We start from the raw sequence: 12,771 nt of genomic DNA, 5'->3' as shown, positions 1-12,771 counted from the left end.
TGGGGACTGGGGATTGGGGACTGGGTATTAAGAATAAATTCTCCTCTGCTCCTCCGCTCCCTCCGCTCCCTCCGCTTCCTCCGCTCCCTCATCTCCCCTGCCCCCCCTGCTGATTCTCTAGACTCTAACCATTTGTTCCCAGTAATTCCTCAATAGCTTGTCGTTCCACTGGGGTAGTTTCTGGTGGTGCTTGTCTTGCGTCGGTAATCAACCAGTCTAAAGACGCTGCTTGCACATCAATAGCTGCGCCGGTTTTATCGACACAGTAACGTCCAAACACCAACTTATCCACCAGTCTCACACCAGGGCCTAAACGTGACCATTCAAAGATGACGCTGTTATCAACCGTCGCGCCACTGCATATCCAGCAGTTAGGGCCAATCATCGCCGGGCCGACGATTTTCGCACCGTCTTCTATTCTGGTCATGCCACCAATGTAAACAGGGCCTGTAATATCCACTTTGTCCCAATTGACAGCCACATTTAAACCAGTGTAGATACCTGGTGCTACTTCGTGACCAGGAATCTGGACATTTTTGATTTCACCCAACAACACACCGCGAATGGCACGCCAGTAGTCTGGGACTTTACCAATATCAACCCATTCAAAGTCCATCGGAATGGCGTAGAAGGGCGCACCAATTTCTACTAATTTGGGGAATAATTGACTACCAATGTCATATTCCACGCCAGAGGGGATGTATTTAAATACCTCTGGTTCAAAAATATAAATCCCTGTGTTGATGTTAGTGCTAAGGGCTTCTTCTACTGAGGGTTTTTCTTGGAAAGCTTTGACACGACCATCTTCTTCGGTGACGACGACACCGTAACTAGAAACTTCTTCTAAGGGTACAGTTTTAGAAATGATGGTAGCAATTGAACCCTTGGATTTATGCCACTTGACGGCTGCCGTCAAATCTAGGTCAATTAAAGCATCACCGCACAAAACTACAAAGGTGTCATCAAAAAACGGTGAGAAGTCTTGGATGCGGCGCATACCGCCGGCTGATCCAATTGCTTCCCCTACGAGTTTACCGTCATCGTCAATTTTTCCTTCAAAGGAATAGCCAATCTGTACGCCAAACCGTTGACCATCACGGAAATAGTTTTCAATTTCCTCAGCCAAATGGCTGACGTTGACCATAATTTGGTCAAAACCATGTTGACGTAAAAGTTCTAGTAAAAATTCCATCACTGGCTTTTGCAGGATGGGAATCATCGGTTTGGGAATCGTATACGTAATCGGACGGACACGAGTACCTTTACCTGCTGCGAGAATCATCGCTTTCATAAAAGTTTATTCCTCAACCACAAGCCAGTTTACTTTCAATGAGTGATACTTAATCATCAGTTTTTATTTCTGCTCTAAGTTATCCCTGACAACAGGAATAACAGGAATCTACCGATTATTGCAACCAAGAGGTACAGATAATGACAAGCCATCAGTCATCTTTTTAATTTAATCGGATTTTGGCTGGGACTGAAATACAAGCCTGTAAATTCCCCGAATATTTTATCTTGCTTTTGGTGGAATTTCTTTAATCTCTTGGGTTGAGAGCAAGCTAGTTGGGTCGGTGTTATTCTCATCTGTAATTAAGCGAATTTTGATATCTTGGTAAAAATCTTCTTGAAATAATTCGACTTTGGATTGAGCCGATAGCAGCAGTAAAGCCCAAAAAACGCTGACTATGTGACCGTTTTCTGATTCATGATGAGAGGTGTTTTGATGAGCTTGCTTTGTCTGCGTCCACAATTGTACAAGTTGTTCTAAATTGAGATAATTTTGGGCTAAAAGTAATTCTCTGGCGGCACAATGTAATACCTGTTCTAGTTCACCAGCTACTTCCGTCAAGTTTTCCTGGTGTGCTAACTCCAGTGCCTCACGCATGGTTTTGATACTGGGCTGACGCTTCATACGCACAGGTTTACTGACTTTCTCCACCTGTTTTAGCTGGTTCGCCATGATTTGTAGTTGCTCGATTAACTCTTGTAGAGTTACACGGCGTTTTGGTGGGGGCATGGCGGCAGGGCGACGGCGCAAATATCGCTCTAACTGTAAACGATGACCTTGTTGTAATAATCCGTTTTCACTGGCGATTAAAGTATCATCTATGACATCTTCTAGTTCATCTGTTGCTGTTGACAATTGCATCAAAGTATTAGCTTTGTATAAAACTAACATTGATGCTGATAAAAATGCTTGTCCAGATTGAGACAAATCAGCTTCGTAGCCTCTGGCTGTTGTCTTTGGTGTCATGAGTTCTAAATAATTGTCAATCACCTCAATTACTTGCACATCCCAAGGGTCTATTTCTCCTTGTTGGGCTTGCTCAATTAAATTTGTGATTGTTTCTAATAGCTCGGAAGCATCCATTCTGATTTCCGATTGTGCCAATTTTCAAATAAAGGTAGACAAATACAAGCTCGATTAGGTTGTGAGTTTGTTTCTAATTATAGCATTATATTTTTATACATTTGTTTAAGTAAATTTTCTATATTAAACATTTTTCTCACTGGGAAACATTGACGATCAAAGTTTTTGGGAGCAACAAAAAGACTGAGTGGGAACAGGTGGGTAATTTCTCTTTCTGAAGAATGGTGTGTATATGGGCTAATTTCTTATCAAAAGAAAGATGTATTTTTTAGTTGGAAGCTTTGCAATAAGACTAGCTCCTTTAATTGATATCTGGCACCATTCTCAATCATTGTCTGGTGAGCAATGCCGACAATGTAAATATTAGGGCTTGAGGGCATTCAGGGCATTGCCCACCCTAGGAAAATTGCTATCAAATAACTGGGGCAAGATGTGACGTAACTTTAATTACCGAGGATAGGCATTTAATAATATGACTCTACTATCTATTGATGAATTAAAAACTTTAGTCACCAATCCTCAGTCGCCTTGTGTTTCTCTGTATATGCCGATGCAAAAAGCCGGGCCTGAGATTCGTCAAAACCCAATTCGCTTTAAAAATTTAATGCGTGAGGCTGAAGAACGGTTAGATGCCATAGGGATGCGCCATACTGAGGCGATCAACTTTTTGCAAGCAGCTAGGGCATTAGATCAGAATGATTTCTGGGAACACCAAGATAAGGGCTTGGCAATCTTTATTTCTCCCCAGGTATTCCGTTATTATTGTTTGCCAACTGTGTTGTCAGAATTGGTAGTTGTGGGGAATCAGTTTCATCTTAAACCTTTGCTGCATTTACTCAATCGCGATCGCAAATTTTATATTCTGGCTCTCAGTCAAAAGGATGTCCGCTTTTTTGCCGCCAGCAGCTATGACATCCACGAGGTGGAAGTGGCAAATATGCCCAAGAATTTACAGCAAGCTCTTCTAGAGGAAGAACTGCAAAAAGGGGTACAGCACCGCATTGCTACATCTAGAGGCGGAACTGCTAATCCTTTTCAGCAACCAGGGACATTTCATGGACAGGGAAGCCCTGATAGAGATAAGCATCAAGCAGATATTCTACAGTTTTGCTATGCCGTTGATCAAGCAGTACATGAAAAACTGCGGGATGAACACGCGCCTCTAATTGTGGCGGGAGTTGAATATCTCCATCCGATTTATCGGGAGGCGAATACATATCCTTATTTGCTGGAAGCGGGTATTACTGGTAATCAGGAAGTTATTAAGCCGGAGGAATTACATGAGCAGGCTTGGTCAATTGTATCTCCTCGGTTGGATGAACAACAACAGGCAGCGATCGCCCTTTATCAACAACTCGCCCCAGAAGATACTGCTCAAGCTTCTGATGATATCAAAGAAATTGTCCCCGCCGCTTATTACCAAAAGGTTGACACTTTGTTGGTGTCTCTCCAGCAGCAAGTTTGGGGTAAGTTTGATCCCGATACTCTGAATGTGGATTTACACTCCCAGCCTGAACCAAATGATGAAGATATGTTAAATTTTGCTGCTGTTTATACCTTGTTGAACGGTGGGCAAGTTTACACGGTTAATCCTGAACAAATGCCTGATAATCAACCAATTGCCGCAATTTTCCGATATTGATTTTTTGGCAGGTGTGGTATGAATTTTGAATTTACCGCAGGGTTTGGCGGGCTGCGGCTAATAATAAACGCTGTTCAGCACGCGCGATCGCCTGATATGTTCGTTCTACGGCTTCTGGTTCGACAGAAATGGCACTAACCCCCCATTTTACCAGTTGATCAATGATTTCTGGATAAATCGCTGGGGCTTGTCCACAGATGCAACAAGGGATACCCGCAGTTTGAGCCATCTGAATCAGTTGGGAAATGGCAGCCATCACTGCCGGATGCTGTTCATTGAGTAGCCTTGTTAATTGTGGTTGTTCACGATCTACTCCTAAAAGTAGTTGTGTGAGGTCGTTTGTACCGATGGAAATCCCAGCCACACCTGCTTTAACATATTCTGGCAATAAAAACAAGACACTGGGAACTTCTGCCATCATCCACAGTTGAAACTGAGGCACTTGGGTGAGTCCGATTTGTTCGACTTTTTGCCGACAAAAGGTAAATTCTGGGACGCTGCGAACAAAGGGCAATAACAGGTGAAGATTAGTGTAGCCAGCCTTGTGAACATTAGCCAGGGCTGTTAATTCTAAATCAAAAATGTCAGAATTCTGAATGTAGCTGAAGGTACCGCGATCGCCTAAAATTGATTTGAGTGATGATTGTGAGTTGTGGGCAGATAACTCATGCGATCGCCAATCTAAGGAGCGATAAAAAATTGGTTTGGGGGCAAAGGCACGAGCAAACTGTATAATCTGCTCGGATAATTTGTCTAACAATTCTGTGTGTCGTCCATCTAACAGCCAAAGCCGAGGATGTTGTCCTTTGAGTAGCGGAATCAGCATCAGTTCTGAACGTAATAATCCCACCCCATCCACAGGTAATTTTTGTACTTGCTCAATTAAACTGGTTTGACTAAGATTAACTAACAGTTGGGTAGCAATCATTGGGGAGTGAGAAGCAACAACAGTTGGCGGTGACAAGCTCAGATGAGGTGCATTCAGGTGTTGTGTGTCCCCTTGATTCGCTTCTTCTGCTCTCATGCGATAAATTTCACCGCGATCGCCATCTATCAGTAACCGTTCACCATTTTGAATCAAAAGTGTAGCATCTGTGGCGTTAACCACTGCTGGAATACCTAATTCTCTCGCCAAAATCGCTGCATGGCTAGTTAATCCGCCTTGTGTTGTCACGATACCGGCGACTTGTTGCAGTAGGGGCAACCAATCAGGTTTTAACTGTGGTATGACTAAAATTACTCCTTTGGGTAGTTGTTCTGGTTGTGACTGCGTATTGACGACTACGTGCGCTGTGGCTGTTACCCTACCTGTGGTGACTCCGATGCCTTGAATCAAGTGTAAGTTGGGAATGCCTAATTGGGGAGTGTTGACTTGGGTGATGTAGAGATGGGGTAGACAATTTTGCTCGGCAATTGTCCACTCAATGGTAAAGTGTCTACCTAGTTCACTGATAAGTTGATGCCCTAAACTCATCAATTCTTGTAGAGATGCTTCTGATAAGGCATATTGTTGTTGCTGGGCTTCCTCTAGTAAGTACGCACTCAGTCCAGTGTGATTTATTGTCAGTATAGTTGGGCGAGAATCTTCAGGTGTATCATGGTTCAGCCGATAAGCCAACATTTTATTGCCTAGATGCCTTGCCAAAACCGTACCTGTTTCCTGTTCAATCTGGTATGTATCTGGTAGCACTTCACCTTGAGCCAGGGCAATTCCTAATCCGTAAGTTGCTTCTATTTTCCATCCGTTAGTGTTAACCTCAAGTGAGCCACTGGCGATCGCATTCTCTACAGGTTGCACTAAAATGGCTAAGTTAACTTGTTGCAGATTAATTCCCATGCGTTGCCAATAAAACAAGCTTCTGGCACGAAACAGTTGACTCCAAACTTGTTTTAAAGTTGTGGCGATCGCTTCTTCGTCACAATGGCAGAAAATTGATTCTAATAATCCAGAGGTATTCCTCAGCTTTGGTATTGCTAAAGTTGGACGGAAAATTAAATGACTAGCTTGCCATTCTTGCGCCGCCGTCACAATTTTACTCACCCACTGGGTAGGTACAGGTGCATTGATAATTTCTCGACGCAACCGCACAGCCACCTGCTGAAGTTGTCGCCAGTTTCCTACATCCAAGTGTAAGGAAGAATCAGTTAAATGCGCGACTAATGAATCTGAATTATTGAGAGTTGCTAAAAATAGTCGCAAAAATTCCTCTGTAATCACAAAACCAGGAACAACCGGGTAGCCACGCTGTTTGATTTTGCTCAAGTAAAATGCTTTGTCACCTACTTTGGTGCGGTCTAGCAGTTTAATTTGGTCAAGCCAGTAGAGTCTATCCACTCAATTTTTTTAATTGCTCAGTTATTATTTTACGCTACAGATATCCGGTTTCCGCTAAATTTTCCGGTCTGATTCCCTAAAACAGAATATGTTGACTGTGCAATTAGTTTTCTTTAGTGTCATTACCCACACAAGTCAACAATTTTTGATTAAAATATTGACAATCACACCAAACTTCAATTCTAGTCTGTGGGAAATTTTAGCAATACTTTCCTTTAAAGTAGATTATTCTTTGTTGACAATATAAAATTGTTGAATTATTGGGATATCATATTTAGACTGGCCCTAGCTGTGCTAATTGGCGCAATTATTGGTATAGAACGTGAATTTAGCCACAAACCAGCAGGTTTCAGAACACATTTGTTGGTAAGTTTGGGTTCGGCTTTATTTACTCTGATTCCTCTCCAAATCACTACATTCCAATCCCACCCTGAAGTTCTCAGCCGGTTAATTCAGGGGATTGCAACTGGTATAGGATTTCTGGGTGCTGGTGAAATTGTCCGTCAATCTTCGGGGCAATCTCCTAATTTGGAACAAAGCCCACCACCACGTCTGGAAGTTCGGGGGTTGACATCAGCCGCCGCTATTTGGGTGTCAGCCGCCTTGGGAATTGCTGCTGGGTGTGGTTTATGGCAATTGGGGTTGATTGGTGCTGTGCTAACTTTTATTATCCTCAACATATTTAAACGGTTTGAAAGTTAGTTATTTCAGGTAAAACAAGAATCCAATCCCGATAATCGCTATTATTACACCGGCGATCGCTCGCCAACTGACTTTTTCTCCCATACATACAGCGATGGGAATGGCAAATAATGGGCTAGTCTGTAACAATGTCGCCGCAATCCCCGCCGCCGTCAATTTAATTGCTGTCTGTTGCAACCAAATTCCTAAGTATGTTCCGCAAAAAGATGCAAAACAGGTTGCTAAAAATACACGCGATGATTGCCAGGAGTTAGGCGAAAATTCGGCTGGCTGACGGTGAGGAAACCAAATCCAGGCTAAAAGCACTACCTCAGCCGCACTTAACCGTAACAAAGCAGCCCACAAAGGGGTAATAGTACCCATAGTAAAGGCGACGCGAGAGATAACGGTGGCGATGGCGTTTGTAATTGCGGCTAAGACACCAAAACCTACACCTGTCCACAGGTGCGTGGGGGAATGATTGCTGGTGTTGGGAACTCGTTCTGTGACTACCCAAGCGACACCTAAAATTGTCAGTAAAATCCCACACCAAGCCCTGATGTTGAGTTGTTCTTGTAAAACAAGATTAGCAGCGATCGCAGTCATAGCTGGGGAAAGAGTACCAAGCAGTAAAACCCGCCGCGCCCCTAAGTAATTAATCGCCCGTAAAAACGCTGTATCCCCCCAACTAATACCGATAACCCCACTCAAACACAACAGCAAAATCGGCATGGGGGCAGAAATCGGTAAGGTTTCTCTAGTGAATAGGATAGTCAAAATCAACAAGGCGATCGCTACTATTCCCTTGAGCAGATTTAGCTGTAATGGCGGAATGTGTCGCCCGACAATAGCATACACCGTGGAAGCGATCGCCCACAAACCAGCCGCCAATAAAGCCGCTAATTCACCCTGAGTATTACTAAGTAGAAAAGTTAAAGAATTATTAAAAATCAAATCCTTCCCTAAATTTATGCCTGAAACTCTTTAATAATACATCAAACAACTACATAAAAAATTAGCACTCTCCGCTAGCAAGTGCTAATTTCACAAAAATCTTGAACGCCTAATTAATAGGTAATAGTTTTAGTTTTCCCAGGTCATGTTTAGGCAATTTTGACAAGCAATAAAACCAGAAAATTAGGCTGTTCCATAGAACTAACTCACCATGAGGAGCAATGGAATGAAATACACTTTTGACATTGTGGGCGTGTCTCCAGTTTGGCAATTTTTTACGCATCAACAGCAAACCTCGAATAAACCCCAGCCGCAAGCTATAGAATATTTAGCCACCCATAAATGCACCCTCGACGCATTATTAGAAACTGTAGAACCCTTGCCGATAAAATGGGGTTGGAATACCGAGCAAGTCATAGATACTGTAGTGCAGTTTTGGATGAATAACGCCGACAGTATTCGTTATTGGAAAGCGCGGTTAAACGATGCCGGGAAAGATAATATTCTCGTAGCTAGACTAGCCGAAATCACAGCGTTACAAGCGGAATTTGAATCTTTATTAGGGAGGAATTTTTGAGAAATTTCTCAAAGAATGTTTGACAAGTGATTAAGAATACTAAAAACCCCTCTCCAAACCTCTCTCCTACAAATTTAGAGACGTTGCATGCAATGTCTCTACATCATTGATTTGATGCAACTTCATAGAGAAATGGTATGAGTTTGTAGGGTGGGCATTGCTGGCAATTTGCTCAAACATTTCATATTATGTGATTGGCAATGCCCACCGATGATTAACTTATTCTACTTCATCACTTAACATAATCATCCAGCCGCAACCAACGGCTGAGTCGGAAAAACTTTACACCGTATTGATTCCCCAGTCAACAATTCTACAACATCCATACCATTGCCAATCACACCCGGCACACTGGGATAACCAGCACTGGCACCAACTAAAAACAAGTTAGGTAATTCTGTAATATACCCGATGCGATTTAACCCCACTTGCGACGGTACTAATTTTGCACCGTAAATATTACCTTGTGGTTGTCCCAAATAAAACTCACTCGTGGTGGGTGTACCCAGCACTTTCATGCGGATGTAGTTATCTAAATCAGGAATTAAATCTCTGACAGAGTTCATAATTTGCTGGTAAAATTCCCGCTTTTTAGCTTTGTAAGCTTTAGAGTCAGTTTTGTGTAGCTGTGCAAAAGGTTCATAAGGACAAACAGTAGCAATTTCTAAGATATGATGTCCCTGGGGAGCTACACCCGGTTCATGAGATTTCATTGTCGGACAAGACAGAAAAATCCACGGTTTGCTAAAATCACCTTGCAATTGTCGTTGATATTCTCTGTTTAAGTTCCCAGTCGGATAATACCAAAGATTCCAGTTACCAATACCGTAACGTTGCGGCTCAAACCGACTATCTAAACCCAAGTAAATATTAAAAGCACTCGCTGAGTATTCATAGCTAGTTAACCGCCGAGATTCTTTGTAACTGATGGCTTCTCCATCGTGCATTAATTCTACAGTTAATTTAGGGTCAAGGTCACTGATATAAGCCTTAGTAGCACGATAGGTTTTACCATCAGCAAGTACACTATGAATGCTACCGTTGCTGACTTGAATATGATTAACAGTTGTTGCATAGGCAATTACACCACCACCTGTGGTGATAGCATCAACAATGGTATTAACAAAGTCCTTAAAGTGATATTTGGGATAATATGCGCCTTCGGAATAATCCCAAACTAAAGAAGTGTGGGTAATTAAGGCGATTTCTTGGGGTGGTAGAGCATAGTCGCCACTCTGCCCGGCTAGAATTGCTTGTAATTTTGGTGATAATCCCACATGATTATATAAATCTTGTAGAGTCCAGTTTCGCCTGCGAAATAGATGAAAATATTTAGGCAACTTTAACCAATCAGACCATTTTTGGTTATACCAACGCAAATCTTTACCTAGGCTACGAATTTCTTGGTGTAGTTGCTTAATTTCGTCACAGTAGCGGTTAATAGCATTAGCTTCTTCAGGAAATGTAGACAGCAAGCGATAACGCAGATTTTCCCAACCTAAAGGTATTTTAAAATCTACCTCTGGGGTAATGACCCGATCTATGCAGTCTGAATCAAGGCTATGAAAGGCGACATCCCGACCAATATAATTAAGAAACTGCCCTATCGTCTGATTAGCACCGCATTGAGAAATATAATGTACATCAGCACAAAAACTGTATTCGCCATAGTCAAAAGTATGGCAGCAACCACCCGGTAAATAATGCTTTTCTAAAACTGCTACGTTATATCCTTGCTTGGTTAAACAAGCAGCAGTTGCTAATCCACCTAAACCCGCTCCTAAAATAACATAATCAAAGATTTCCATTTTCCTCTCCTCTGGTAATCTTGATTGCTTTTGATTTAATTAATGTTTTTTGATTTTTTGGTAAATGCTAAAAAAAATCAGCAAATCTGTGTCCAGGTTTGCAGATTTTGCCTCATATATATTCAAAAATGGAAAACCTCCAGCCAGAGACTTAAGTATTTATTCTGGGTTCATCATTGACGATCACAATGGGGTAGCACCAATCAGCTAATATGCTGTTATTTTGAGTATTTCAAACTAGATAAATACTGAGCCAAGAATTTTCTTAACTGGTAGATACTGGCTGGCTAATACGATGATTAGCAATTTACTTTGTAAATGATATTATCTATTCTATCTAATATCTTAATTTTGGAACATTAAAATTATTTATTTTAAAAATATTGTGCCAAAAGTTAGAGTTTTTTAACAAAGCTCATCTAAAAGATGGATGAGGTTGATAACTGAGGAAAAATCTTTTATTTCTAATAGCTGAATTTCCCAAAATGTAGGTTGACAGACAGAAAATTATGCTAATATATAAGTGGAATTGCAAAGAACCTCTGACATAGCAATAAGTGGCAACACCCTTAGTCACAGACATAGCCTAAGAGTCAAGCCAAACCAGGATCTGAAGAAGAGGCGACTATGGGAGGTTTAGGTAAAGATTGCAAGACCTGTAAACGAAAGTGCGTGATGGAGGACAAATTGCACCAAACAGAAGAACAGCAATGAGGGGTCTGCTTGAAAGCAACTAGACCCCTTAGCTTTTGTGGTGTCAAATGCTAAAATTTATTCTCAAGCGGCTTTTGCACCTGGTTGTCCGTTTTCCACCACAAAAGAAGCGAGGGTACTGATAGTAGCATCCTGTTCTGTAATCGTAGAAACAACCCGATAATCACTTTGCCAATTATCTCTAGTCAATTTACAACGGACATAACCCCGATAATTACCATTAAAAAATTTTGTGTGGGGATTATTGCTGAGTGCGGCTTGGGTTGATTCAATAAACCGGGTGGGAAAGTCAGAGGAAATGGAAGTACAGATAAACTCAGTACCGACTGTTGCAGACTGGGGATTATTAAAATCGGCTTTTAAATCATTTACCCAACTGGAATGGATATCTCCAGTAATCACCACTGGGTTAGAAGGCTTGCGTTGTTCGAGAAAGTTTAACAGGCGATCGCGAGATGCTACATAACCATCCCATTGATCCAAATTAAAAAATTGTACCTCAGAACGGGGGTCAAAATCAAACTGAGCTAGCATGGTTTGTTGAGCAATTATATTCCAGCGTGCTTGTGATTTGTCGAGTCCCTGAAGTAGCCAACGTTCCTGTTTTGCGCCTGTCATCGTCGCCTGGGAATCTAAAGCTGCATCACACCGGGGTTTGAGTCCGTCATTACAAGGTTGATCTGTACGGTACTGGCGAGTATCTAGAACATTAAACTCTGCTAAGTCCCCGAAAGTCAACCGCCGATATAGCAGCATACTAGATTTATTCGGTAGGGATGATAAACGCAACGGCATATTCTCATAATATGCTTGATAAGCGTTGACTCGGCGCGTGATAAATGCTTCTCGACTTTGATTATTTTCGGGGATATAGTTGGCGTAATTGTTTTCTACTTCATGGTCATCCCAAGTGACTATCCACGGGAATTTAGCATGAACCGCTTGTAAATTTACGTCGGTTTTATACAAAGCGTAGCGGTTGCGGTAGTCATTTAAGGTAATAATTTCCTCGCCAATGTGCTGGCGTGGCGTATCAGAGTTAGCCCCGTATTCGTAAATATAATCACCGAGATGTACAATTAAATCTAGGTCTTCTTCAGCCATGTTTTTATAAGCTGTGTAGAAGCCGTTTTGCCAATCTTGACAGGAAGCAAAAGCAAAATTTAGCTGTTGAATAGAATTATTCGGTGCGGGTGCTGTACGAGTGCGTCCTATGGGGCTAACTTCATTACCTACTTTAAATTGATACCAGTACCAACGGTTAGGCTCTAGTCCCCGGACATCAACGTGTATAGAGTGGGCGAGTTCTGGGGTGGCTAAAACTGTGCCTTTTTGGACAACCTGAGTCATTTTTTCGTCCCGCGCAATTTGCCACTCTACGGGGACGTTTACGGGTTGCATTCCGCCACCATTCAGGGGTTCGGGTGCGAGGCGAGTCCATAATACTATACCATCGGGGAGAGGATCACCAGAGGCGACACCAAGCTGAAATGGGTAGTTAGAAAATATAGGTTGAGCTATTACAGGCCAGGTTTTGCTAGCGATGACTAAGCCTGTGAATAGTCCTGCACCGAGTAGAAAGTTACGCCGATTGAGTAGGCGATCGCCATTATATTGCATACTTACCCCTACTATGATTTAACAGCTTTTATGTAAACTACCAAATCCGAATCATAGCAGGATTAA

General features: G+C 42.1%; 9 protein-coding genes. 3 read left to right on the top strand and 6 right to left on the bottom strand.

Annotated features, from left to right (window positions below):
- Positions 1 to 124: 124 nt before the first annotated feature.
- The gene (locus AACS98_RS18450) at positions 125 to 1,291 is read right to left on the bottom strand and encodes a sugar phosphate nucleotidyltransferase (protein ID WP_066382514.1); all 1,167 of its coding nucleotides are present in this window, start codon (positions 1,289 to 1,291) and stop codon (positions 125 to 127) included.
- 222 nt (positions 1,292 to 1,513) lie between these two features.
- The gene (locus AACS98_RS18445; RefSeq protein WP_066382512.1) at positions 1,514 to 2,374 is read right to left on the bottom strand and encodes a segregation/condensation protein A; all 861 of its coding nucleotides are present in this window, start codon (positions 2,372 to 2,374) and stop codon (positions 1,514 to 1,516) included.
- Between the two features lie 472 nt (positions 2,375 to 2,846).
- On the opposite strand from AACS98_RS18445, the gene AACS98_RS18440 reads away from it, so the two are divergent.
- Entirely contained in the window at positions 2,847 to 4,016 is a 1,170-nt protein-coding gene (locus AACS98_RS18440; protein WP_066382510.1) for a baeRF7 domain-containing protein, read from the top strand.
- Positions 4,017 to 4,047: 31 nt separating this feature from the next.
- Here the strand turns inward: AACS98_RS18440 and AACS98_RS18435 are convergent, their stop codons facing one another.
- A complete protein-coding gene (locus AACS98_RS18435) occupies positions 4,048 to 6,351 on the bottom strand; it encodes a putative PEP-binding protein (protein WP_066382505.1) in 2,304 nt (767 codons plus the stop codon).
- 291 nt (positions 6,352 to 6,642) lie between these two features.
- On the opposite strand from AACS98_RS18435, the gene AACS98_RS18430 reads away from it, so the two are divergent.
- Complete coding sequence (locus AACS98_RS18430; protein ID WP_231866919.1) at positions 6,643 to 7,053, top strand: MgtC/SapB family protein; 411 nt, start codon at positions 6,643 to 6,645, stop codon at positions 7,051 to 7,053.
- Here AACS98_RS18430 and AACS98_RS18425 read toward each other — a convergent pair whose 3' ends face one another.
- On the bottom strand, positions 7,054 to 7,986 hold the full coding sequence (locus AACS98_RS18425; protein ID WP_066382501.1) for a DMT family transporter: 933 nt from the start codon (positions 7,984 to 7,986) through the stop codon (positions 7,054 to 7,056).
- A 226-nt stretch (positions 7,987 to 8,212) separates the two neighbouring features.
- Here AACS98_RS18425 and AACS98_RS18420 point away from each other — a divergent pair, with 226 nt between their 5' ends.
- A complete protein-coding gene (locus AACS98_RS18420) occupies positions 8,213 to 8,563 on the top strand; it encodes a hypothetical protein (protein ID WP_066382499.1) in 351 nt (116 codons plus the stop codon).
- A gap of 245 nt (positions 8,564 to 8,808) precedes the next feature.
- Here AACS98_RS18420 and AACS98_RS18415 read toward each other — a convergent pair whose 3' ends face one another.
- Both AACS98_RS18415 and AACS98_RS18410 read right to left on the bottom strand, forming a co-directional pair.
- Positions 8,809 to 10,371, bottom strand: a complete 1,563-nt coding sequence (locus tag AACS98_RS18415) for a phytoene desaturase family protein (protein ID WP_066382498.1) — start codon at positions 10,369 to 10,371, stop codon at positions 8,809 to 8,811.
- A 777-nt stretch (positions 10,372 to 11,148) separates the two neighbouring features.
- Positions 11,149 to 12,705: an alkaline phosphatase D family protein gene (locus AACS98_RS18410; RefSeq protein ID WP_066382497.1), complete on the bottom strand. Its 1,557-nt coding sequence runs from the start codon at positions 12,703 to 12,705 to the stop codon at positions 11,149 to 11,151.
- Positions 12,706 to 12,771: the final 66 nt, after the last annotated feature.

Source organism: Anabaena sp. CA = ATCC 33047 (genome assembly GCF_963870205.1).
Classification (GTDB): Bacteria; Cyanobacteriota; Cyanobacteriia; order Cyanobacteriales; family Nostocaceae; genus Trichormus.
The sequence above is the reverse complement of the archived record's forward strand: the minus strand, read 5'-3'. Positions and strand labels throughout refer to the sequence as shown.

Excerpts from the sequence above, each read along its gene's own strand:
- AACS98_RS18450 (WP_066382514.1), bottom strand. The coding sequence starts at position 1,291 with ATGAAAGCGATGATTCTCGCAGCAGGTAAAGGTACTCGTGTCCGTCCG.
- AACS98_RS18445 (WP_066382512.1), bottom strand. The coding sequence starts at position 2,374 with ATGGATGCTTCCGAGCTATTAGAAACAATCACAAATTTAATTGAGCAA.
- AACS98_RS18440 (WP_066382510.1), top strand. The coding sequence starts at position 2,847 with ATGACTCTACTATCTATTGATGAATTAAAAACTTTAGTCACCAATCCT.
- AACS98_RS18420 (WP_066382499.1), top strand. The coding sequence starts at position 8,213 with ATGAAATACACTTTTGACATTGTGGGCGTGTCTCCAGTTTGGCAATTT.
- AACS98_RS18415 (WP_066382498.1), bottom strand. The coding sequence starts at position 10,371 with ATGGAAATCTTTGATTATGTTATTTTAGGAGCGGGTTTAGGTGGATTA.
- AACS98_RS18410 (WP_066382497.1), bottom strand. The coding sequence starts at position 12,705 with ATGCAATATAATGGCGATCGCCTACTCAATCGGCGTAACTTTCTACTC.